Raw genomic sequence first — 23,980 nt, 5'->3', positions numbered from 1 at the left:
ACACATTCAATTTCATTAGATATTATCCCATATTTCAGGTTACAACCTAAATTTCATAATAAGAAATGGTTAGAAAATGAAGGCATTATTTATAGTTACTGGAAGAGGAATAGGTGGAGATGCGGTCACTGCCCTTAACATTGCCCGTGCCCTTGAAAAATATGGTGTTGAATGCGAATTTGCATTGGATCACAGTGCAACGGGCTTGTTGCTCAAAAAAAACAACTTATCCTGGTATAAAATCAGCATCCCTCAGGCAGGCGGCCATGCTGCCACCCGGAAAAACCTGGCTAAAGCCGCAGTTAAAACTTCAAAAGCTACTGTGGAAGCCGCCCGTCTTATAAGAAAGGTAAATCCCCAAGTTGTGGTGGGTGTTATTGGTGGTGGGGCAGTAGTAGGCTGTTTAGGGGCTAAAATGGCCAGCACCCCATCAGTGGGTATTCTAATTACCCCAACAGATGCCAGGGTATGCACCAGGATAACCACCACTGTGGCTCTACCAGAATCCAACCTGTTCCAGATGGAACTGGATGATAAAAACATCCATAAAGCTTATTCACCGGTAGATCCCTCTATAATCGTGGGCGATAAGGAAAGGGCACTGGAACTATTGCCCCCAGAATTTGATGAAACCCTTCCTACAATTCTTTTATCATCTGGTTCCACTCTATTTGAAAAAATGGCCCTTGGCGCAGCAGCACTTGGTAAAAGTGGTATAAATGCCAATATCTTGGTGGTTGGAGCTCCACTAGAAGAAGAATACCGGGAACATCTTACGGGAGATAATATCATCTACCTGGAGTACATTGACTGGATCCGGGATCTTTACAAGGTGGTGGATTTGGCAGTTCTCACTGATGATGGTATGATGATCCAGGAAGCCATTGCCTGCCAGTTACCCATCATCGCCCTTTTGGGAGTTAAATACGGACGTTACCATAACTTGGCAGCGATATTTAAGGGAGCAATCCTGGAAAGTGATCTGGAGGATATCGCCCAAGTCACCAGTGCCGCCTTTAACAAACTGGACGAACTTAAGGGAAATGCCCTTAAATACAGTGAAGATGTTTTAAATGCTTCAGACAACATAGCCAGTGTGATATATGATAGAATGAATGATAAACCAAGTTAATGATGATAAATCCGGTTAATGAGTGATAAATTGAATATTTATCACAGTTATTCATAAATCCGATTTAAATAACCATATCTTCTTTTAATAGAATTTTAATTGAATTTTATTAACTCCTTCAAAATCACCTTCGTTTAAAATGACATTTGTTATCTAAAAACGATTTTGCGAGTATTTCAGCCATACTTTGCTAAAAAATGTAATAATTTGTAAATGGCATCAGTTGATGGATGAGTTTCAATGAAATCATCGAAATCTGCGGTTTTGTATCCATCTTTGATCATTTTGGCCAGATAGGGAATGCTAGTACGGGAGGAGGGAGAAATTGAAGCAACCCTGGTTACATCACCAGTTTCAAGGTCAGATGAGATCTTGGTGAATCCAGTTTCCCCATCAAGAACCTGCCAGAATGATCCTGGGCCTGCTGAGCCACGTATACGCACGTCGAAATCATTTTCTGACTTTTGGACTCCAGAGTCCAGGAAACTCACTGGATAGTAGAGAGTTAAAGATTGGGGTATCAGTCGGTAGTCCATGGTAGCTGCTATATCACAGGCATTTCTGGCGGCAACCACCCCTTCCATACGGGCCACCGGGGTGTTACCCACCGTGCCCACCACATCCCCTGCAGCATATATGGAGGGATTGCTGGTTCTCATCTGTTCATTGACTACTATTTCTCCTTTAGGTCCGGTTTTAACTAACTTGTGAGCAATTTCTGAGTTGGGAGTCATGCCTGTGGCCAAGAACACTACCCCCTCCACCGGACCATTGGAAGTGGATGCTCCTTCCGGACTTATTTCCTGCACTTGTACTTTTTCCTGAATCTCTACATCCCGTAGGAGGTGTTCGGCCACGTAATTTTTAATTTCAGGATCAACATTACTGAGAAACTGGTTTCGGCATAGAATTTTAACTTGACTACCCAGGGATGAGAATATTCCTGCAAATTCTGCGGCAATCACCCCACTTCCCACTATGTTAAACTTCTCGGGAACCTCATCAAAGTCTAGAACATCTTTATAGGTTATAGCATGTTCAACACCCGGGATGGGAGGTATGGATGGTCGGGAGCCAGTGGCGATTAAGAGTTTATCATAAAGATAATTCCCCCCATTGACTTCCACTATGCCCTCTTTAATACTGGCTTCACCGAACACAATTTCCGCCCCTGATTGGCGAGTTTCATGTTTTAAAACAGCCTCTATCTTCCCAGTGACTTTTTTTATCCCCTCAGCAATCTGGGAATAATTAATACAGTGTTGTTCGGAGATTATGCCCATTTGTTTATATTTTTTTGAATCTTCATGGAAACATACCACATCGTTGAGTCCGCAGACCACCATACATCCTTCATGGAGGCAGGTCCCCCCGATATGTTCCCTTTCAATCAGGGTGACTTCTGCCCCTAGTTGTGCTGCTTCCATTGCTGCGCTGCGACCGGCTGGCCCTCCTCCAATAATCACTAGTTTCATTTCTCCAAACCCCAAAAACCTTTTTTATAATCAGATAAATTTTGTTGGCCCCAAGATATTTATATGGTGATGATAATCTATTAAAATAACTAAAACTATTCTGAGTAATCTAAAAACTGCTTAGTTTAATACTACTTAGTATAAATTAATTAGAACTATAGACTAGCGGATTATAATTATTAAAAGCCGATAATTGGCTCTTTAAATAAAATTTTAAAAGGTGAAAATTGTGTGTATAGCAGCACCAGCTAAGATTCTGGAAATTAATGATAATGTGGCTACTGTGGACTTCGGTGGAGTTAGACAGCAGGCTAAACTGGATTTAGTAAGCGACATTGATGTAGGTCGCTACGTTCTTGTCCATTCTGGATATGCAATTGAAGTTTTATCCGATGAGGAAGCTCAGGAATCCTTAGAAGCATGGGATGAACTCCTGAAGATCATGGAAGAAGATACTGAAAAAACTGGAAATTAAATAATCATATATTAGGTGGATCTGCCTAAATACCCAGATTCCAGTGAATGATTCTTTTTAAATAATAATTTCTTTTTTACTATTTTTTGACATTAAACATTGGAAAGATTATATTATTAATAGATAGAAACTCTTTTGACTCCAGGTATTTTCAGAAATTCCTGGATCATCTCACCCTTAACTGGTTTTTCGGTTATTATGGTTAGTTTAGGGTTTTCTTCCAGTTCGGGATCTCCAGCATGGGCCTGCCTGATACTGATTTTTTCCTGGGCTATTAATTGGGTGGCAGTAGCCAGAATTCCAGGTGCACCTGCCTGAGCTTCTATTTCCACCACTCCAAAACCAAGTTCACTGGCCACATTTTTCAGTAGGGCACCGGCAGGGAATATGTTCCTGAATATGGATGCCAGTTCCGGGTCTTCCATTATAACTGCCACTGTGGAGCGGATGGACCTGCGGTCAACACCGGTTCCCCGGGCAAGGGCCACATCACTGACTTCCACATCTCCACAGTAGATTTTCCCGTTTTCACCAACCCTTAAACCTAACTCAACTATCTTACGGGCCACTCCCATTCTAGCTGGGAATTTCTCAAATTTATGTTTAATACGATCCCACATGAAATAATCACCCTGGCCATATTTTCCAATTCGTTTATTTTAATTAAAATATTTTCATAATGAATTTCATTTTAATCCATCTTCAGTTCACTTTTTCACTCAATTTACCTAGTCTTCAATTTGGTAGTGCCCATATAATTAGTTTTATGTGCATATTTGTACTATAAAGATTTAAATAGTACAATGAAGTATAGGAGTGTCAGTGACTAATTATGGTGACAACATGCAAGGCAGTGAATGTTTTTGGCGAATACAACTTGAAAAACAAGGAAGCTAGAAGGACTAAACTTGACTTTGATGCTCCTTTTGATTTATTTAAAAAGATATACTCCAAATACCCCAGTAGTTTCCTGCTGGAGTCCATGGAAAGTGACAGCGGACTGGCCAGGTACTCGGTTCTGGGATTTGACCCGGTGGCAACCCTTAAAGCCCATAATGGAATTCTGGAAATAAAAAAAGACAACACAACTGATGAAATTGAAACACCCAATCCTTTTATGGAAATAAAAAGCCTCATTGGGAATGGCAGTAGCAGTAAAGGATTCCAGGGAGGGTTGGTGGGATACGTCTCCTACGAAGCGGTTAAATACTTTGAACCAGTCCAAGTGCAGGAGGGCACTTTCCCTGATTATGAATTCGGACTCTTTCTGGATGCAGTGATCTTCGACCGACTTCAGAACAAATGTGAATACATTACACTGGGTGAAAACCGGGTGGAAGAAATCAGGGACCTTGCAAGGGAAGAATTCGAAACGGAAGATCTCACCTTCCAGGAAGAAAAACACCATTTTTCCCAGGACAAGTTTGAAAAAATGGTCTTGGATGCTAAAAAAAGAATAAAATCCGGGGAAATCTTCCAGAGTGTCATTTCCAATGCCAGGGAATACCAAATTAAGGGAAATAAACTCTCTTTTTATGAAACACTGCGTAACATCAACCCCTCACCCTATATGTATCATTTGAAACTGGGGGAACGCGAGATAATTGGTTCCAGTCCCGAGATGCTGGTGAGGGTAGAGGGAAGGGATGTTGAAACCTACCCCATAGCCGGAACCCGAAAACGAGGCACAACCCCGGAAAAAGACCTGAAACTGGAAAGGGAACTTCTGGCTGATGAAAAGGAAAAAGCCGAACACTTGATGCTGGTTGACCTTGCCCGTAACGATATAGGAAAAGTGAGTGAATTCGGCACAGTTAATGTACCTGAATATATGACAGTGAAAAAATTCTCCCATGTGCAGCACATTGTCTCCAGGGTTATGGGAAAACTACAGAAGGATAAAAATGCAGTGGATGCATTTACCTCAATTTTCCCGGCAGGCACAGTTAGCGGAGCCCCTAAAATAAGAGCCATGGAAATAATAAACCAACTGGAAGGCATTACCCGGGGACCCTACGCTGGAGCAGTGGGTTATTTCTCTTTAAATGGGAATGCAGATTTTGCCATTACCATAAGGACCCTGGTCTGCCAAGGAGAACGTGGAAAAATACAGGCCGGAGCCGGCATAGTCCATGACTCAGTTCCCACCAGCGAGTACCTTGAATGTGAAAACAAAGCCCAGGCACTTTTAAGTGCACTGAACATGTCCGGTGAAGCTAAATGATACTGATAATTGATAACTACGATTCTTTCACCTATAACCTATATCAATTGGTGGGAGAATTTGAAAAAGACATTCGTGTTTTTAGGAATGATGAAATAACCGTGGAAGAAATACGAGAGCTCGAACCTTCACAGATAATCATATCCCCTGGCCCGGGAAATCCTGAAAACCAACGGGACTTTGGAGTTTCCAGAGCAACCATCCTGGAGATAGGTCAGGATATTCCAGTTCTGGGAGTTTGCCTTGGACATCAGGGAATTTTCACCGCCTTTGGTGGCGAAATCACCTATATTGAACCTGTTCATGGAAAGAAAACATTAATACATCATCAAAATTCAGGCATGTTCCAAGGGGTTAAAAGTCCTCTCCAGGCAGCACGATACCATTCCCTGGTGTGTAAAAGGGATAGTACACCAGCTTCCATGGATATACTGGCAGAGACAGATGATGGGATGATAATGGCCATTAAACACCATGATTATCCCATATTCGGTCTTCAGTTCCACCCAGAGTCCATTGGAACCAGTGATGGTCGGAAGATCATGAAAAATTTCCTGGAGATGGAAGTTTCATGAAATTCAACAGTATAATTTCAGAAAGGAAGAGAGTCCTGGAGATCAGGAAGAAATACCAGCCCCTGGCTGATTTGAAAGAAAATATTAAACGGGTGAAACTTCGCACAGATTTTAGAAAATCCTTAAATAGGGAAGAGGATGTTTCCATTATCTCAGAGTACAAACCAGCATCCCCTTCCATGGGTGAAATCAGCCAGCTCACTGTGGGGGATGTGGTGCCCCTCTTTGAAGAAGGAGGAGCCAGTGCTGTCAGTGTGTTAACTGAGGAATCATTTTTCAAAAGCAACATTGACAATCTGAAACTGGCCTGCAGAATAACCAGACTTCCACTACTCCGTAAGGATTTCATACTGGATCCCTACCAGATCTATGAAGCACGGGCCTACGGTGCAAGTGCTGTTCTTTTAATGGCAGATTTATATCCTGATATCAGAGAAGGGATTGAACTATGTAACTACTTGGATCTAGATGCACTGGTGGAATGTAAAAATCAAAAAGAAATAAATATGGCCATTAAATCTGGAGCAGAGATAATAGGAATAAACAATCGTGACTTCAATAACTTTAAGATTGACCTGGGAAGAACCGAGAAACTAGCCAGTCTGGTGCCATCCGATATCACCCAGGTATCTGAAAGTGGGGTTCAAAGCCCAGAAGACGTGAAATTCCTATCTAAACTGGGAGTTGATGCGATTTTGGTGGGAAGTAGCATCATGCAAACTCCATATATCCTGGAAAAAGTTAAAGAGCTAGTATTTGCAGGTAAAAAGTCCAAAACCAGCAGATAACGGAACAGGTTAAGACTATGAACATTAAAATCTGCGGAATACGTCGAGAAAAAGACCTTTCATCCTGTGAAAGGGCTGGTGCAGATTTAATTGGATTTATAAACATCAAAAGATCCAAGAGAATGGTTGAAATTCCGGAATTAAACAATTTAATCTTATCTATGAAGGACAAAAACAAGGCGGTGCTTGTAATTGAACCGGAAAATATGGCGGATGCTATAGAAAGAATAGAAAAAACAGGCCTGAAGAACATACAGCTTCACTCACTCTCAGCTGATGAAATAAATAATTTGAAAAAACATTATCAACCAACCAGGGAGACTGATGAAGATGGGAACTCTGTTGATAATCAAGGGGATTTAAGAGTCATTCGGGCTTTAGGACTATCTACAGTAATAGGACCTCAAAAAATTAGAGAAATTCAGGATTTTGCCAGAGTCTGTGATTGTCTCCTTTTTGATTACCAAATCCGGGGAAAAACCGGCGGAACAGGAAAACAAATCCCCCTTAAAATAGCAGTTGAAGCGGCAAGAATTGCAAAACAAACCAAACCTGATCTAAAAATATTCCTCGCCGGAGGAATGGATAAAAAAAGGATGGAAGAGAAGTTTGAAATCCTGGAAGAATTCTTTGACTATGTGGATGTCAACTCCAAGGTAGAAGATAAACCTGGAGTAAAAAACACCACTAAAATAAATGAATTAATTGAAATTAAAACATTTAATAAGGCATGATTAGATTAATTCGTTGATAATACATTAAGATTGATATTAATAATGGATAGATGCTAAAAATAAAATTTTAGAATGACTAAGGTGATTTGAATGATAACTGATGGAAAATTTGGTAAATACGGAGGAATATTCGTACCAGAACTCCTTATACCCGCCCTAGAAGAGCTTGAAAAGGCATTCCTGAAATACAAGGATGATGATGAATTCAATCAGGAGCTTGATTACTACTTGAAAGAATTCGCCGGACGACCCACTGCATTGTACTATGCCCGTAATCTTTCCGAAAAATTAGGATGTAAGATATACCTTAAAAGGGAGGACATGCTCCACACCGGAGCCCATAAGATAAATAACACATTAGGACAGGGACTTCTAGCTAAATACATGGGTAAAACCAGGATAATAGCTGAAACCGGTGCTGGGCAACATGGTATAGCCACCGCAGTGGTAGGGTCCCTTCTAGGTATCCCGGTGGATGTTTACATGGGTTTAGAGGATGTGGAACGACAAAAGTTGAATGTTTTTAGAATGGAACTCTCAGGAGCCCGGGTTTTACCCGTTAAAACCGGTTCACAAACCCTTAAAGATGCGATAAATGATGCCTTCCGGGACTGGGTAGGTAGTGTAGAGAACACCCACTACCTTATCGGTTCCACCATGGGCCCCCACCCTTACCCTACCATGGTCAAACACTTCCAGACAATCATTGGTCGAGAAGCAAGAGAAGAAATCCTTCAAAAAGAAGGTAAACTTCCTGATGCAGTTATAGCCTGTGTTGGTGGGGGTAGTAATTCTATGGGAATCTTTTCCGGATTCATGGATGATAAGGAAGTGGAACTTATTGGTGTTGAGGGAGGAGGATACGGAGTGGAAACTGATCGAACTGGAGCCACCCTCTGTAAAGGTACCGAAGGAATACTACATGGTTCATTCTCATTCGTACTGCAAAACGATGATGGGCAAATCAACGAAGCCCATTCAGTCTCAGCAGGACTGGATTACCCAGGAGTGGGACCGGAGCACGCCTATCTCCAGACCATTGGAAGGGCCAGATATGTGGCCATAAACAATGAAGAAGCCCTCCGGGGTTTCGAGCTGCTATCCCGATATGAGGGAATTATCCCGGCACTGGAAAGCTCACATGCAATTGCTTATGCCGAGAAATATGCTAAAATGCCGGAAAATAAGGGTAAAACCATTGTGGTTAACCTTTCTGGACGGGGAGATAAGGATATGTTTCTGGTTGCCCGGGAAATGGGGGTGGAAGTATGAGTTCTCAGGATTTAAAGGTGGAAAGTTACCAGGAAATGTTTGCACGGGTTAAAGAGAAAAATGAAGGAGCATTCATCCCCTTTATTGTAGCCGGAGACCCGGACTTTGAAACATCCCTGGAAATTGTTAAAACCTTTGTGGAAAATGGTGCTGACGCCCTGGAAATCGGATTCGCCTTTAGTGACCCTGTTGCTGACGGCCCTACTGTTCAGGACGCAGATTTAAGAGCCCTTAATTCAGGTATGACTACAAAACGTGGATTTGAATTTATTAAAAGGATCCGGGAATTTACCACCATACCAATTGGCTTACTGGTTTACTATAACCTGATCTACCAGATTGGAATTGACCATTTCTATGAAGCTGCCCTTGAAAGTGGTGTGAATGCTGTTTTAGCCGCAGATTTACCGCCAGAAGAGGCTCAGGATGCGGTTGCAGCCTCTAGAAAGTATGGGGTTCAGCAGGTCTTCATGGCCGCCCAGACCACCACTAATGAGAGACTGCAGAAGATTTCAGGGTTGTGTGAAGGATTTCTATATGTGGTGGCAGTTATGGGAGTTACCGGTGCCCGGGGCGACCTCCAGATAAGTACGGTGGAACTTATTGAGAGGGTTAGAAGTCACACTGACCTACCTCTAAGTGTTGGTTTTGGTATTTCCAAACCAGAACACGTGTCCAATGTGATTAAAGCCGGGGCCGATGGTGCCATAGTGGCCAGCGCCATACTGAACATGATCACTGAAAATTTAGAGGACAAGGATGCCATGAAAGAAAAAATCGGAAAATTCTGCCGTGAGCTAAAGGAAGCAACCAAAAAATAAGCCCATGATAATGATACCTGCATAAATGAGGGTTGTTGATTAAATGATTTCAGAATGTTTGAATAAGGTGGCTTCCCGGCAGAATCTTAGTGAAGGGGAAGCCTATGATTGTATGATGGAAATGGTTAGTGGTGATGCCAATGATGTGGATATGGCAGCATTTTTGGCAGCTCTAGCCACAAAAGGCGAGGATGCTGCCGAGATAACCGGTTTTGTAAGGGCTATGCGTGAAGTATCCATCAAGGTCACCCCCAGTTTAGATGATGCCCTGGTGGATACCTGCGGTACTGGAGGGGATAGTTTTAAAACCTTCAATGTAAGTACTGTTGCCACGATTATTGCAGCAGCCGCTGGGGTCCCCATAGCCAAACACGGAAATAGGGCTATTAGCAGTAAATGTGGCGGTGCTGATATTCTAGAGGCAATGGGTGTAAATATCAATGGTGATGCCTCCAGTGTGGAGTCCTGTCTGGAAAAATCAGGGATGGGATTCATGTTTGCCCCCAACTTTCACCCCGCAATGAAACATGTAATGCCCGTACGTAGAAAATTGGGTATAAGAACAGTTTTCAACATTTTAGGACCATTATCATCTCCGGCAAATGCAGATATCCATCTTATGGGTGTTTTTGATCCGGGATATGTGGAAGTGGTGGCCAATGTCCTTAAAAATTTGGGAGTTAAACGGGCCATGGTGGTACATGGTTTTGATGAAGAAGGAAAACCAGCACTGGATGAGATATCAATTATTGGAAAGACCCATGCCGCTATCCTAGAAGATGGAGAAATAACATTGTCAGATTTGTATCCTGAAGATTTTGGACTGGAAATGGCTGATAAAAAACAGATCAGGGCCAGGGATACTTTAGAGGAAAACCTTCAAATTGCTCAGGATGTGCTGGGAGGGAAAAATACCAACCCAACGGAAAAGGCCAGGATGGATATATGTTTAGCCAATGCTGGTGCAATTATCTTCCTGGGAGGGAAAGCTTCGGACCTGAAGGAGGGAGTCGGAATAGCCCGGGAAATTGTGGAGAAAGGAAAAGCCAAAGACAAGCTTCAGGACTTCATCAGGGCAAGTAAAGCCTGATTAACCCCTAAAAGGCATGAAAATCCCAAAGTTAAAATGAAATATAGGTGGCAGAATAAGGGATTAGTGAAAGATGAATAGGATTAGTGAAAAATATTCATTGAATCTTTCCACTCCCAATTCTAATGGCGTTTAATATAACTGCCAGGCTGAGGCCCATATCCCCTATACCCACTGCCATCCATAAGGTTACAAATCCCAGAACTGCAAATAAGGCGAAGGAACTTTTCACTACTATGGATAATGCCACGTTCTGCTGCACCACACCCATTGTTTTCCGGCTGAGTTTCAGTAGATATTCCAGTTTGGATAGATCATCATGCATCAAAGCGATATCTGCACTTTCAATGGCCACATCAGAACCAGCTGCCCCCATAGCAATTCCTATATTGGCTCTTGCCAGGGCTGGTGCATCATTAACCCCATCACCCACCATGACCACGTGCCCATGGGACTTAACCAGTTCATCAATTTTTTGCACCTTATCATCTGGTAGGAGACTGTGGTAATATTCATTCAATCCTAAATGGGATGCTACTCTCTTGGCAGTGCACTCGTTATCCCCAGTTAACATAACAATCCTGATACCATTGTTTTTAAGATATTCAACTGTTTTTTTAGCATTATCCCTGATTCGATCTGCCAAAACGATTAAACCGATGATTGCAGTTTCATTTCCAACCAGGATTGTGGTTTTACCTTCTTTTTCATATTCTTCATTTATTTCCCGAATCTTTCCATCCGGAGATTTATGATCACTTAACAAGATTGAATTTTCAAAAAGGCTTTTATTTCCCACTTGGAATTGATTTCCATTGATTTTACCCTTTAAACCGATTCCAGTGATGGATTTGAAGTTATGAACCTCTTCCAGCTTCAAATCATCATCTTTTGCCCTTTGGAGTATGGCTTTGGCCAGGGGATGTTTGGAATGGGATTCAAGGGAAGCAGCAATAGTTAAAATCTCATCTTTAGAACTATTATTGAAGTTGATGATGTTTGTCACTTCCAGTTGGCCTTCAGTTAATGTTCCGGTTTTATCAAAGACCATCACCTTCACCTTCTTCATTTCCTCCACATATTCCCCTCCTTTGATGAGAACACCGTTTCTGGTGGCAGAGGTTATCCCAGAGACCATTGAAACAGGGGTGGATATTGCTAGGGCACAGGGACAGGAAACCACCAGTAAAACCAGAGCCCGGTAGAACCAGTCATTGAAGGACATTCCCAGTAGGAACGGAGGGAGTGTGGCTACTAAGATAGCGATTAATATGACTGCGGGAGTGTAATAGGATGCAAACCGGTCAATGAATGATTCTGTCCGGGATTTTTTCTCTTTGGATTGGCGTACCAGTTCTATTATGCGAGATATAATGGTTTCATTTGATTTTCGGTTTACTCTGATCTCCAGGTAGCCTTCGGTGTTGATGGTACCTGCGAAAACCTGGTCACCTTTCCTTTTGGTGACTGGCATGCTTTCCCCAGTTATAGGTGATTGATCTACAGCAGAGATCCCGCGGACCACCAATCCATCAAGAGGCACCTTGTCACCAGGGCGAATCACCACCAGTTCATCTAGGTTCACAGCATGTGTATGAATTTCCATTTCATGACCATTTCTAATGACATGTGCAGTTTCAGGTGCCAGTTTAAGGAGGGCTGCTATTGATCTCTGTGCCCTTTCACTGGCATAGTCCTCCAGAAACTCTGCCACATAGAAGAGAAACATCACTGCCGCACCCTCTTCACCGTGACCAATCAAAAATGCCCCTGCTGCAGCAATGGTTATAAGCAGATTCATGTTGAAACGAAGCTTTGATAGTCCTTTAAAGGCTCCGTTTATTATTTCAAACCCGGCAACTGCCACCACTGCCAGGAATGCTAGCTCGGCAAGGAGGCCCTGGTTCATGAATCTTTCGAGGATTATGCCCACTATAAAGATCACTGCTGAAGTGAGAATTATGGCCAGGGGTTTGTTTTTCCACCGGGGCTGTTTTTCCCCATATGGGTCGCCTCCGCAGCAGGTGCATGTATCTGATGAATCGTTTTTTGAATCACGTTGCTGATTTTGATGATTGTCTTCGGACATTGTATCCCCCTATTATTTAGTTGATGTTCTGCACTTTATAAAACAACAATTCTGATAACAAAAATGTTCATATGAATGGATGTTCAAATGTACATATAAATGTTTACACCAAGAAGACTTATCAACCAAAAATATTAATGCCAGGTGAATTTAATTTCAATGTGCATGCCGGGATAGTCTAGTCAGGTAAGGCGTAGGATTCGAAATCCTATGAGCGATGCTCATCCTGGGTTCAAATCCCAGTCCCGGCGCTTAAATTAAAATCTAATGATTTTTTTGTTAAAAATAATTTAAAAATATCCTGATTCATTTTATTTCAATGAATTCAGGTTTATTATGATTACCGTTTTTATTGAAATAGACAGTAATATTAATATACAATGGATAAATAATACAGCAATATTCTTCAATTCACTAAAAAACATCAACACCCCTAAAACAACAGATTATAATATTAATCCGATTAAAACCAGGACTTTATTGGCTATAAAATTGATTTTGGTTAAGATAAAATGGACCGAATAACCTTTTTGGACAATGCCCGCCAGGGAAAAAATAACTGGTGGAGATATCTCCTAACTAGCATCACAACCTGGATAGGGTCATTTATACTTCTTCTATTGATGTTAATTCCATTTATTATCCTCACCCCTCCCACTGACATGGATATAAATCCAGATAAAGTGACAGAGGGGATAACTCCCCTGCTTTTTATTGTAACTCTGGGGATATATTATACTCTGTCTTTTTTAATTTTCTATGGTTTTTCCCGTTTTATCCATCATAAACAGATTATTAACATGATCAACACTGTTAACCGTTTTAATTGGAAGAGGATGTTAAAGGGGGCTGGTCTCTGGTCCCTGATTATGGGAGTTGCCATCCTCTTGGATGTGCTCCTCAACCCCTCATCAGTTAAACTATCCCTGGATCTACCATTTTTAACCCTCCTAATTCTGAGTTTAATTATTTTTACCATACAAGCCTCTTTCGAAGAGATATTTTTCAGAGGGTATTTAATGCAGGGAATAGGACTCTTAACCCGGAAACCATTCCTTCCCCTTTTTTTCACTTCGGTTATTTTCGCCATTGGACATTTTTGGAATGGTGAAAATTTTGCCACAAGCCTGACAGCAGTTTTTAACATGTTCATCTTTGGAATTGTACTGGGAATAATCACCCTGGGAGAAAACAGCCTGGAAACTGCTATTGGCGCCCATATTGCCAATAACATCCTGGTAACCACCATGGTAAATGGTGTGGATTTCATGGGTGACTTGCCATCCATGTTTACCATGGGATTTGAACCATCCCTGGGTGTTCCCTACTTCATCCTGCCGTTCATCCTTTTGGCCGTTGTATTCTGGAAAAAAAGTGATAAATTATCGTTAATATTCAAAACTCAGCACAGATTAAATGAAACCCCCCACATTCCATCAGAAATCCAATGCGTTGACTGTAAAACCATCAACCCAGGTATTTCCACTTATTGTATGAACTGTGGGGAACCAATAGCCCGGGAGTATGCTTCCATCCCCAGAAAGTTAGTGGCCTTCTTAATTGACATGATGCTATTTACGATTCTATCTGGAGTTTTACTGGCAATAATGATGTTTTTAACCTTAACCATTCCCAACCCTGATATATTAAGCCCTGAACTGGCTTCAGGAATATGGATAATCCTAACTATCATCATAATTCTGTTTTATCTGATTTTAATGGAAAAAAATGGTAAAACTATAGGTAAAATAGTCATGAGACTTAGGGTAGTGGCTGAAGATACTCAAAAACCCATCAGCTACCAGCAGAGTATTTTAAGGAATCTATTCCTAGTTGCAGATATGATTCCATTCATCCTACCAGGTTTATTGGGTCTGATAGTGAGTGTAAAGTCTGATAGAAAACAGAGAATTGGGGATATGGTTGCCGGAACCATTGTAATTAGAGATTGATGGATTTACTGGTTTGAAGATTATTCCAATCCCGTGGTGATTTTCATCTACTTTCCCTGATTCTAGTGAGAAATTAAGTTATAAGGGGAATTTCAAAAATATAAACAGTTTCCAAAAGATCTTCCCTCAAGATCTTCAATATTTTTATGAAGTAAATCAGATGTACAATTAAATAAATAAACATATACCCCATTAAAAGGTGATGATATGGTTAACTGGAAAATTGGAGAGGAGTTTAACCCTGCGAAACAGCTGCGAAACCTTTATTTTATATACTTTGTAATTACCATTATTTTCTCGGTTCTTATATGGTACATTCCCCTGGCTTTTATGGTAGCATCATGGATAACCCTTATCATTTCTGTTCCACTCCTGTTGATCCTGATCTTTGTTATTTACTGGATCCCCAAATTTTATACCTCCATCAGTTACAAACTGGATTCTGAAGAAGTAGAATGGAGAAGGGGTGTGTGGTTTAAAAACACAGGTATTATCCCCTATAATCGAATCACCAATATAGATATTGCCCAGGGACCTATATCCCGTATGTTGAGTATAGGATCGTTAAAAATTCAAACTGCCGGTTATTCCAATCCCAACCAGGGATGGGGAAACTCTTCGGAAATAACCATAGATGGTGTGGAAGGTTTTGAAGAACTCAGGCATATTATCATGGACCGGGTGAAGGGCAAAAAACCAGTTGGTGTCCAAACCTTTGAAGAACCCATTGGAAAACCTGAAGATCTTCCAGAAAGGATCATTGATGAACTGGTGGAAATAAAGGAGTTACTCCAGAAAATATCTGAAAAATAAGGTTCTTGGATTCTATAGAACAGGCCTCCTTCAGAATATTTTAAGGTTTACCCATAACTCTCAGAAAAAGGTGGATTAAATAATGCACACTAATACTTTAAAAATAATAAATAAAGATCATTTCCGGCAGAATTTGAATATATATACTCGAAATGCTTTTTTCAAACTTCCTAAAATAGATAATCCTAAAATACTTGATGTGGGGTGTGGTACTGGAGTTCCTACCCTTGAACTTGCCAGGGTTAGTGGTGGGGAGATACTGGCCACTGATATAGATCAAGATGCACTTGATTATCTTGATGAAAAAATGAAATCCGAAAAACTTGAAAAACAAGTTAAAACCTTGAATTGTTCGTTATTGGATTTGGATTTTCCTGATGAAAGTTTTGATATTATCTGGGCCGAAGGATCAATATTCGCCATTGGTTTCCAGAAGGGATTGGAAGATTTGAGGCGCTTAATTAAAGATAATGGTTTTCTGGTGGTTCACGATCCCTACCAGAAACACGTGGAAAAGAAGGACATCATTGAAAAATCAGGTTACAGGTTACTGGATTCTTTTATGGTTCATCATCGCATCTGGTGGTCTCAATTCCTCCGGCCCTATGAAAAACACATTAAAGATTTGCAGGAAAAATATATTGATAATCCCCAAGTCCAGCAGGCTTTGGAAGATGAAGAAAATGAAATTAAAATGTTTAAGAACAATCCAGAAGATAATTGTTCTATTTTTTACATTTTGCAGAAAAATTGAATTGTGATCATCTTAATTATGGATTTCAAATAATCAGAGAAAATGTACCACAGATTTAAACCATGCATATACTCTGAAAATTGAAATGTAGAAATAGATTTCTTAGGGCAAATAATGAAAAAATCTATTTCCCCATCCTCAAAAATCGGGAATTAACCGCCACAATGATGGTACTGGCGGACATCAACACCGCCCCCATAGCAGGGGTTAGGATGATTCCATATGCTGATAAGACACCTGCTGCCAGGGGTATGGCGAATATGTTGTATCCTGCCCCCCAGGCCAGGTTCTCCACCATTTTACGGTAGGTGGAACCGGCTAGCTGGATTATTTTAAGGACATCCAGGGGGTTGCTCCGGACCAGGATTATGTCTGCAGTTTCTATGGCCACATCAGTCCCCGCCCCAATTGCTATTCCCACATCAGCCTGGGCCAGGGCGGGAGCATCGTTAATCCCGTCACCAGTCATGGCCACGGTGAAACCTCCATCCTGTATTTTTTTAACTTCCCCTGCTTTTTGGTATGGTAGAACTTCTGCAAAGTACTGGTCCAGTCCCAGTTCGCTGGAAACCCATTCAGCAACTTCTTTTTTATCCCCGGTGATCATGATACATTTAATGCCCATACTTTTAAGACTGGAAATTGTTTCCTTTGATTCTGGCCGGATGATATCTGCCAGAGCCACTGCCAGGGTAAGTACTCCATTAACCAGTACCATAACTATGGTTTTTCCTTCCCGGGATAGTTCATTCAACTCTTCATTATCCAGGGTAAATCCCCTTTCTGTGAGGTGGCCAGGACTGACCACCTCCACCCTACGGCCCTGGATGATTCCTTTAACCCCTTTGCCAGGAATGGCTTGGAATTTATCAACAGGATAGTGTTCATCAACTTCTTTAGCCAGCCCCCTGGCAATGGGGTGTTCAGAATAGGCTTCAAGTGATGCTGCGTACTTTAGAACTTCACGAGTATCAATTCCATCAGCAATGGGTATTATATCAGTCACTCCAAACTTACCCTGGGTTAAAGTACCGGTTTTATCAAAAATCACCGCATCTATGTTTCGGGCATTCTCGAATGATGTTCTGTTACGAATTAAAAGTCCGTTTCCAGCGGCTAAAGCAGTTGAAACAGCAACAACCAGCGGTATGGCCAGACCCAAGGCATGGGGGCAGGTGGTGACCATTACTGTCACCGCCCTTTCTAAGGAGAAGGCCATATCCTGGCCAGTTACTACCAACCAGACTATTAAAGTTATGAAACCACAGGTGAGGGCGATTACAGTCAGCCACATTGCGAATCGATCCGCCAGGTTTTGGGTCTGTGAACTGCTTTTTTGAGCTTCTCCCACCAGCTTTATCACCTGGGATAAGAAAGAGTCCTCCCCTGTTTTCTGGATCTCCACCCGGATAGCTCCGTCACCGTTGATAGCACCACCAATTACATTTTGGCCTTGAATTCTGTAAACTGGATTTGATTCACCGGTAAGCATTGATTCATCAATACTGGTCTCGCCCTTGATTATCTCCCCATCCACTGGGATTTTTTCTCCCGGCCGGATTAACACTTGGTCACCCACTGACAGATCCTCCAGGGGAACATCCATAGTCTCCCCATCAGGCATTAACTTATGGGCACGACTGGGCAGCAGTTTCACCAGTTCCTCCAGGGCACGGGAGGCACCCATCACTGACCTCATCTCTAACCAGTGGCCCAGGAGCATGATATCGATAAGGGTTGCCAGTTCCCAGAAGAATAACTCACCCCGAAGTCCGAAAACCACTGCACTGCTGTAAAGATAAGCAGTGGTGATTGCCACGGCCACCAGGGTCATCATTCCTGGATTTCTCACCTTAAGTTCTTTGTAAATTCCCTGAAAGAAGGGGTAGCCCCCGTAAAAGTATACCACTGATGATAGGGCGAAGAGTAGGTAAACATCACCTGGAAACATCAGGATATCATGCACTCCAAAGATGTGCTGGATATGAGGGGATAAAATAAGTATAGGAATGGTTAAAATTAGACAAATCCAGAAACGTCTCTTATAATCTTCAATCATGTGATGATGATCATGCCCATCTCCATCATGGTCATGGTCATCTGATTTTGTTTGGTGTCCCATTTTGTGGTGGGAATGTGAATTTTTCAATTTAATCAGCCCCCTCCCTGTTATTTTATAATAGGTTTTTGAATTTTATGTTTTTATGGGTACCACCACAAAATTTATATAGTAAATCGTACTTTTTAGGTAATATATTACCTAAATATGTAATATATTACCTATTGGGAAATTGTCACTGTACTGGGAATCATAATTTTTGTAGCATTCTACTTCCAGGTAAGGGGCTCCTAGAATGGAAATAAATATGTTGAAGCACATAAAAGTGTTGTAAAAACCATGCGGGTAAAATAATGAAGGATTCAAATGAAATTAAGGAAGAATACCGTTCGGAAAGGTTGGAGATGGAAAAATACATCTTAATAGTCCTATTCCTTATCCAGCAGAGATGGGGATATATAATCGGCAAAGATCTGGCCGATGACCAGATAACCACCAAACAATGGCTGATGATGATCGTGATGGCCAATGCCTTTCGAAATCCTCCTTCCATGCAAGAGGTGGCTGATGCCATGAGCACTACCCACCAGAATGTGAAACAACTAGCCACTCGTCTGGAAGCTAGAGGATTTTTGAAAATAGAACGAGACCCTGAAAATAGGCGTATCAACCGTTTAAAAGTCACAGCAGAATGTTTTGAGTACTGGGACAAGAGAACTCCAGAAAATACTAAATCCATAGTCTCATTATTCCAGGGACTGGAAGATGTTGATATAAAAAATTTGTTTGAAATAATGGGTAAACTGGAAAGAACATCCAGTGAATTATACAAGGAAACTAAAAAATAAGGAGTTGATGATTCATGAAAGCGTTAGTTGCATATGGAAGTCGATACGGCACCGCTGCAGAGATAGCAGAAGAAATAGCCAGGTTTATTCAGGAAGAAGAAGTGGAAGTTGACTTGGTCGATATCAGAAGGATCAAGGATTGTGATGCCACCCCTTACGACCTGGTGATAGTGGGAAGTGGGATAAAGATGGGTAAATGGACCAAAGGATCCCTTAAATTCTTAAATAACAATAAATCCTCCCTAGCGGAGAAGAAGGTGGCCCTATTTGTTAGTTGTGGTGCGGCCAATGAAGAAGATAGTCAGGCTGAAGGCCAAGAGAAATACCTGGATGAAGTGGCAGCCAAGAATCTGGTAAATCAACCAGTGGCAACCGGACTTTTTGGTAGTGTTTATGACCCTGATGCCAAACATGGAATAGCCTTTAACCTCACCAAAAGATTTTTCAAAAAAGATTTGGAAAAAAAGGGATTAGATCCAACTAAACGTCATGATTTCCGTGACTGGGAGGGTATACGTAGTTGGGCGCTTAATCTAACAGATCTATTAAAAAATGAAAGATAATAAGTTTACTTAACTTTATCAATAACACCAAAAGGTTATACTCCTCAAATACGTTGAATAATATTGATGAACATGAAAATTAAGTATTGAGTAGGTGACAAATATGAAATTAAACATTAATTGGAAATTATTTCTGATTCTTTTTGTGACGAGTATTATTGCCAGTGTGCTGGTCCTTCCCTATGCCCTGGCACTCAGCCCGGCATTAGCCAGTGTTTTCACCCCGGTTGTTCTAATTGCACAATTAATACAAAGCATAATTCTGTTTGCAATTGCCATCCTGGTTGGTTTAACCCTATATAAACGTGTTGGGTTCAAAATACCCATATTGGAGGGTTGGTTAGAAGGTAAAGAAGTAGGAAACTACTTTAAATCAATTTTAGGAATTTCAGTAGAGTTAGGAGTTCTTGCCGGTGTTTTAATCATTTTATTTAGCTTCATCTTCACATCAGCATCCAGTATTCTCCAGGGTGCAGAGTTGACAGTACCAGTTTGGAAGAGCTTCTTAGCATCTTTCTATGGTGGTATTGGGGAGGAAATATTGTTTAGACTATTTGTAATGACAGTTATAGTCTGGATATTCTACAAAATTAAAAAAACCCCAGAGGGGAAGCCCACCACAGTGGGAATATGGTTAGCCATTATAATAACTGCCATTCTCTTCGGAGTCGGACACTTGCCTATAACTGGATCAATAACCGCCATCACCCCCCTGGTAATTGCCAGAGCCATAGTACTGAACGGAATTGGTGCAATAATATTTGGTTGGCTTTACTGGAAAAAAGGATTGGAATCAGCCATGATCAGTCACTTCTCTGCAGATATAGTGTTGCATGTCATGTTCCCCCTGATACTTTCTTCATTAATCTAGTAAAGTTCAGCGCGATTTAAGTTTATCAACTTAAAGGTTTAGGAACTATATGATCTGCGCATAAAGAAGAAGCGAGTTAGGACAGATGTTAAACAGATTATTATCAACAAAATGAGCAATAATTGCCATATAACTCGTTCAGGGAATATGAGGGAGATTAATATCATTAACATGAGATAAGCTCCCAGATATTTGCCCAGAGGATCGTAAACTGGTTTCTCAAAGCCGGATGTGGCCACGAAAAGCAAGAACATGGTGATGATTAACCCCATGATCAGGGGATCATACCATCCTCTGATGATATAGGCCCCGAAACAAATTAGAATCAGGAGAAAATCCGCAGTCACATCGAGATATGCTCCTTTATCTGAGGATGTGCCCATTTTCCTCGCTACATAACCATCCAATACATCGGTAATGCCTGAAAAAACTAGTATAAAAAGTGATGCTGAGAATAAATCATTTAAGAATGTGTAAAAAAAGATGGGACCGGCCAGGAATCTGATGGATGTTAGTGCATTGGGTATATGGGATTTATATGACATTTATTGATCCTCCAGATGGGAATAAAGGAAAAATAAAGGAAATGAAAGGTAGCTATTTAACAGATTAAATGTCTGGCTCTACCCAACTTTTAACCATTGACTGATAACTTCTATCACCTCTTCACTAACATGACCCTCAACCCCGTATTCCTGTGGGGTTGATTTACCCTCCCCTTCAATGAATAAATGATTTAAACTGGGGAAAAGTTTTAAATACACATTATCACGGGTTTTCAATTCTTTTTCCCATATTTCAAAGTCATTGGTGGGTGAAACCTGGTAATCACGTCCGCCCTGCAAAATCAACATTGGCATGGACAGTTTTTTAAGGATTTCTTCAGTGGGGTGGCTGCCTAAATCCCTGAAATATGTGGCAGAGATTCCTAAAGGTAGTTCTGTAGATGGAACTTCCTCCGAAGGTTTGAGGTCCTTGACACGGGCAACTTTAACCTTCAAAGATTCCAGTGTGGCCTTCTGTTCATCAGTCATAGATCCAGACAGACTGTAAAGGTAGGTGAATTGTTCTAAGATAGTATCTTCAAGTGGGCGGATATTCCCGGCCATGATAATCAATCCTGCTATATCCGGATCCTGCTCTCCGATACGAGGGGCAACAGACGCACCTAAACTGTGACCCAACAAGAAAACATTTTTTGAATCGATTTCAGGTGCCTCGCGCATTAAGTTTACTGCCAGTAGTGCATCTTCAATGACTTCTTCTTTAACAGTCATCTTTGAAATCAGGCTTTCTGTAAACTCTGAAGCATGTTTAAGGGTTCGCTTATCGTACCTTAGCACTGCAATTCCTTTTGAAGCCAAACCCCATGCCAGATCACGGAATATTTTGTTGGGGCCAATACTTTCATCCCGATCATTGGGGCCGGAACCATGAACCAGCACCACACCTGGAAACGATTCAGTATTATCAGAAGAACTATTTGGGATTGTAAGGGTACCTGGCACTGCCCATTTACCATTCCCAATAGTCACTTCCACCTCTTGGAAAGTGGAAATATCTACATATGCAGGTGGATGGTACTCAGTTTTTGAGGGAATTAAACTCAATCCACTAATTTGGCCCTGACTATTAAATACCAATTGTACATCAATAGCAGACAATTCAAACTGACATCTGACACTAACAATCCGGTGTCCTTCCATTTCAGCAGTTTGCAACACACCCATCTGGATTAAATCGCCTGCTGGTAGAGTTACACGTTGCCATGACTTTTTTAACTCAGATTCAGGAAAAGCAGTTTTCATCTGGTCATCAAACTGGCTGGCTGCCCTGTCATAATTTTTCTCTAACATTTGGGAGACAAATCTCTCTGCTAATGCCTTTTGATTCTCAAAATTTAAAGAACTCATAAAAATCACTGATTCCAGATAGGGTTTCATTATAAATGATTTTATCTGATATAAATAAATGGCACATAACTGGTACTCATCAGTCTTTTGATAATCGACATATTCCTAAATAGCCCATACTGTGAGATATCAGATTAGCTGATGCCAGTTCATAATATATGTGTTAAAGTAGTTAATCTTAATCAACATAATAATATTGGAGATGGATGCCTAAAATAAGGATTTTAAAGGAAAAATTAGGTAAAAGAGGAATTTTTCCTGTTAAATGGGATTATGAGGGGAAAAATAAAAATGAACCCAGAATGGTATTATAATGAAAAACAATCTGGAGTGGATTATTTAAATCCGGAAATAGCCAGAGAATATGATGATCAACACCAGTTCCGGAATTTTGAAGAAGAAACACAGGTAATTATCCGTCGGTTGAATGTTAAACCAGGAGACACTGCCCTGGAGTTTGGCTGCGGAACAGGGGGAATTACATTAAATTTGGCCAAGTATTGTCAGAAGGTTATCGGTGTTGATGTTTCAAAAGAGATGCTGGGCATTCTCAATGAAAAGGCTGAAAAACAAAATATAGAAAATATTGAAACTCACCATGCAGGCTTTTTAACCTACAATCATGAAGCATCTTGTGAAGTGGATAAAATCATCTCTGTATTAGCATTGCACCATCTGCCTGATTTCTGGAAATCCGTGGCACTTTTAAAAATAGCAGAAATTCTAAAACCCCGTGGTAAATTATATCTTTTTGATGTAGTATTCACCTTCCCAGTTCAGGACCATCAAAGGGCTATTGAAGGTATGATAAAAAATATACGGGATCTTGCCGGTGCTCCCCTGGCCAGTGAAACCAACACCCATATCCGTGATGAGTTCAGCACCTATGACTGGATTATGGAAGGATTACTGGTGAAATCTGGATTTTCAATTGATTCTGTGGAAGTTGAAGGAGAAAATCTAATTAGTTATATATGTTCTAAATTGTAGAATTTGGAAACCCATATCCTGTGGATTAAAGAAAGAATAATAATGGATGGGAGGGGAATAAATGGATAAAAAAAAATTAACTAGAAATATAAGTGAAACCGAGATTGATGAGAGTTTAGTTAGTTACTGTGGACTCTACTGTGGAGATTGTCATGGTTATACCGGTTCGATTGCTGATTTAGCCCGAGATCTGAGAGAAGAATTGAAAAAATACAAGTTTGATGAAGTGGCAAAAGTTATTCCCTTTAAAGAATTTAAAAGTTACCCTGAATGTTTCCAATGTTTAGGAGCTATGGAAAATTTAAGATGCAAAGGATGTAAGGGTAGTTCACGTTCTGAGTATTGTGAAATTGCCCAGTGTGCCCTGAAAAATGAATATCAGGGCTGCTGGCAGTGTGATGAATTTGAAAACTGCGCGAAGTTCAACTTCTTAAAACCAGTGCATAATGATGCTAATCTTAGAAATCTTAGAAAAATCAAAAAAGAGGGAGTTGAAAGGTTTCTTGAAGGTAAACGGGATTTTTAACCGGTTAAATTTGAGG

23 protein-coding genes and 1 tRNA gene are annotated in these 23,980 nt (G+C 40.9%); 18 read left to right on the top strand and 6 right to left on the bottom strand.

Annotated elements, in window-relative coordinates; translation table 11 throughout:
• The first annotated feature begins 76 nt into the window (after nucleotides 1–76).
• On the top strand, nucleotides 77–1,132 hold the full coding sequence (locus BK009_RS11615; RefSeq protein WP_100904915.1) for a glycosyltransferase: 1,056 nt from the start codon (nucleotides 77–79) through the stop codon (nucleotides 1,130–1,132).
• Between the two features lie 176 nt (nucleotides 1,133–1,308).
• Here the strand turns inward: BK009_RS11615 and BK009_RS11610 are convergent, their stop codons facing one another.
• Nucleotides 1,309–2,607 (bottom strand): FAD-dependent oxidoreductase, encoded by a 1,299-nt coding sequence (locus BK009_RS11610; protein ID WP_100909632.1) that lies wholly within the window; start codon nucleotides 2,605–2,607, stop codon nucleotides 1,309–1,311.
• Between the two features lie 229 nt (nucleotides 2,608–2,836).
• On the opposite strand from BK009_RS11610, the gene BK009_RS11605 reads away from it, so the two are divergent.
• The gene (locus BK009_RS11605) at nucleotides 2,837–3,082 is read left to right on the top strand and encodes a HypC/HybG/HupF family hydrogenase formation chaperone (protein ID WP_100904917.1); all 246 of its coding nucleotides are present in this window, start codon (nucleotides 2,837–2,839) and stop codon (nucleotides 3,080–3,082) included.
• A gap of 116 nt (nucleotides 3,083–3,198) precedes the next feature.
• On the opposite strand, the gene BK009_RS11600 is transcribed toward BK009_RS11605, so the two are convergent.
• The gene (locus tag BK009_RS11600) at nucleotides 3,199–3,702 is read right to left on the bottom strand and encodes an amino acid-binding protein (protein ID WP_100904918.1); all 504 of its coding nucleotides are present in this window, start codon (nucleotides 3,700–3,702) and stop codon (nucleotides 3,199–3,201) included.
• A 212-nt stretch (nucleotides 3,703–3,914) separates the two neighbouring features.
• On the opposite strand from BK009_RS11600, the gene trpE reads away from it, so the two are divergent.
• From trpE to trpD, 7 genes are all read left to right on the top strand, one after another.
• Complete coding sequence (gene trpE, locus BK009_RS11595; protein ID WP_100904919.1) at nucleotides 3,915–5,306, top strand: anthranilate synthase component I; 1,392 nt, start codon at nucleotides 3,915–3,917, stop codon at nucleotides 5,304–5,306.
• A complete protein-coding gene (locus BK009_RS11590) occupies nucleotides 5,303–5,881 on the top strand; it encodes an anthranilate synthase component II (protein ID WP_100904920.1) in 579 nt (192 codons plus the stop codon). Before trpE ends, BK009_RS11590 begins: the two co-directional genes overlap by 4 nt.
• Nucleotides 5,878–6,669 (top strand): indole-3-glycerol phosphate synthase TrpC, encoded by a 792-nt coding sequence (locus tag BK009_RS11585; RefSeq protein WP_100909631.1) that lies wholly within the window; start codon nucleotides 5,878–5,880, stop codon nucleotides 6,667–6,669. The genes BK009_RS11590 and BK009_RS11585 overlap by 4 nt, the downstream gene beginning before the upstream one ends.
• A 17-nt stretch (nucleotides 6,670–6,686) precedes the next feature.
• Complete coding sequence (locus BK009_RS11580) at nucleotides 6,687–7,403, top strand: phosphoribosylanthranilate isomerase (protein ID WP_100907401.1); 717 nt, start codon at nucleotides 6,687–6,689, stop codon at nucleotides 7,401–7,403.
• 90 nt (nucleotides 7,404–7,493) lie between these two features.
• Nucleotides 7,494–8,675: a tryptophan synthase subunit beta gene (gene trpB, locus BK009_RS11575; RefSeq protein ID WP_100904923.1), complete on the top strand. Its 1,182-nt coding sequence runs from the start codon at nucleotides 7,494–7,496 to the stop codon at nucleotides 8,673–8,675.
• Nucleotides 8,672–9,496 (top strand): tryptophan synthase subunit alpha, encoded by an 825-nt coding sequence (gene trpA / locus BK009_RS11570; RefSeq protein ID WP_100904924.1) that lies wholly within the window; start codon nucleotides 8,672–8,674, stop codon nucleotides 9,494–9,496. The genes trpB and trpA overlap by 4 nt, the downstream gene beginning before the upstream one ends.
• Before the next feature lie 43 nt (nucleotides 9,497–9,539).
• Nucleotides 9,540–10,586 (top strand): anthranilate phosphoribosyltransferase, encoded by a 1,047-nt coding sequence (trpD, locus tag BK009_RS11565; RefSeq protein ID WP_100907398.1) that lies wholly within the window; start codon nucleotides 9,540–9,542, stop codon nucleotides 10,584–10,586.
• Between the two features lie 97 nt (nucleotides 10,587–10,683).
• Here the strand turns inward: trpD and BK009_RS11560 are convergent, their stop codons facing one another.
• Nucleotides 10,684–12,675, bottom strand: a complete 1,992-nt coding sequence (locus BK009_RS11560) for a heavy metal translocating P-type ATPase (protein WP_100904926.1) — start codon at nucleotides 12,673–12,675, stop codon at nucleotides 10,684–10,686.
• A 167-nt stretch (nucleotides 12,676–12,842) separates the two neighbouring features.
• On the opposite strand from BK009_RS11560, the gene BK009_RS11555 reads away from it, so the two are divergent.
• The 4 genes from BK009_RS11555 (at nucleotide 12,843) to BK009_RS11540 (ending at nucleotide 16,194) form a co-directional block, all read left to right on the top strand.
• Nucleotides 12,843–12,926 (top strand) — tRNA-Ser (locus BK009_RS11555).
• 261 nt (nucleotides 12,927–13,187) lie between these two features.
• Nucleotides 13,188–14,627, top strand: coding sequence for an RDD family protein (locus BK009_RS11550; RefSeq protein WP_100904927.1), 1,440 nt, complete (start codon nucleotides 13,188–13,190; stop codon nucleotides 14,625–14,627).
• A gap of 207 nt (nucleotides 14,628–14,834) precedes the next feature.
• Nucleotides 14,835–15,440 (top strand): PH domain-containing protein, encoded by a 606-nt coding sequence (locus tag BK009_RS11545; protein WP_100909630.1) that lies wholly within the window; start codon nucleotides 14,835–14,837, stop codon nucleotides 15,438–15,440.
• 82 nt (nucleotides 15,441–15,522) lie between these two features.
• Complete coding sequence (locus BK009_RS11540; RefSeq protein ID WP_100909629.1) at nucleotides 15,523–16,194, top strand: class I SAM-dependent methyltransferase; 672 nt, start codon at nucleotides 15,523–15,525, stop codon at nucleotides 16,192–16,194.
• Between the two features lie 124 nt (nucleotides 16,195–16,318).
• On the opposite strand, the gene BK009_RS11535 is transcribed toward BK009_RS11540, so the two are convergent.
• Nucleotides 16,319–18,343, bottom strand: a complete 2,025-nt coding sequence (locus BK009_RS11535) for a copper-translocating P-type ATPase (RefSeq protein ID WP_335645297.1) — start codon at nucleotides 18,341–18,343, stop codon at nucleotides 16,319–16,321.
• Nucleotides 18,344–18,606: 263 nt separating this feature from the next.
• Here BK009_RS11535 and BK009_RS11530 point away from each other — a divergent pair, with 263 nt between their 5' ends.
• The 3 genes from BK009_RS11530 to BK009_RS11520 all read left to right on the top strand — a co-directional run bounded on the left by BK009_RS11530 (nucleotide 18,607) and on the right by BK009_RS11520 (nucleotide 20,535).
• Nucleotides 18,607–19,101 (top strand): MarR family winged helix-turn-helix transcriptional regulator, encoded by a 495-nt coding sequence (locus tag BK009_RS11530; protein WP_100904930.1) that lies wholly within the window; start codon nucleotides 18,607–18,609, stop codon nucleotides 19,099–19,101.
• 14 nt (nucleotides 19,102–19,115) lie between these two features.
• Nucleotides 19,116–19,664, top strand: a complete 549-nt coding sequence (locus tag BK009_RS11525) for a flavodoxin domain-containing protein (RefSeq protein ID WP_100909628.1) — start codon at nucleotides 19,116–19,118, stop codon at nucleotides 19,662–19,664.
• 103 nt (nucleotides 19,665–19,767) lie between these two features.
• Nucleotides 19,768–20,535, top strand: coding sequence for a CPBP family intramembrane glutamic endopeptidase (locus BK009_RS11520; protein WP_100904932.1), 768 nt, complete (start codon nucleotides 19,768–19,770; stop codon nucleotides 20,533–20,535).
• A gap of 38 nt (nucleotides 20,536–20,573) precedes the next feature.
• Here BK009_RS11520 and BK009_RS11515 read toward each other — a convergent pair whose 3' ends face one another.
• Nucleotides 20,574–21,080: a CDP-alcohol phosphatidyltransferase family protein gene (locus tag BK009_RS11515; RefSeq protein WP_100904933.1), complete on the bottom strand. Its 507-nt coding sequence runs from the start codon at nucleotides 21,078–21,080 to the stop codon at nucleotides 20,574–20,576.
• Nucleotides 21,081–21,158: 78 nt separating this feature from the next.
• The gene (locus BK009_RS11510; RefSeq protein WP_100909627.1) at nucleotides 21,159–22,448 is read right to left on the bottom strand and encodes an alpha/beta hydrolase; all 1,290 of its coding nucleotides are present in this window, start codon (nucleotides 22,446–22,448) and stop codon (nucleotides 21,159–21,161) included.
• A gap of 291 nt (nucleotides 22,449–22,739) precedes the next feature.
• On the opposite strand from BK009_RS11510, the gene BK009_RS11505 reads away from it, so the two are divergent.
• Both BK009_RS11505 and BK009_RS11500 read left to right on the top strand, forming a co-directional pair.
• A complete protein-coding gene (locus BK009_RS11505; protein WP_157809732.1) occupies nucleotides 22,740–23,438 on the top strand; it encodes a class I SAM-dependent methyltransferase in 699 nt (232 codons plus the stop codon).
• Nucleotides 23,439–23,499: 61 nt separating this feature from the next.
• Nucleotides 23,500–23,964: a DUF3795 domain-containing protein gene (locus BK009_RS11500; RefSeq protein ID WP_100909625.1), complete on the top strand. Its 465-nt coding sequence runs from the start codon at nucleotides 23,500–23,502 to the stop codon at nucleotides 23,962–23,964.
• Nucleotides 23,965–23,980 lie beyond the last annotated feature (16 nt).

The organism is Methanobacterium subterraneum, assembly GCF_002813695.1.
Taxonomy (GTDB): domain Archaea; phylum Methanobacteriota; class Methanobacteria; order Methanobacteriales; family Methanobacteriaceae; genus Methanobacterium; species Methanobacterium subterraneum.
Note: the sequence above shows the minus strand (reverse complement) of the source record. Positions and strands in the feature narration are given on the sequence as shown.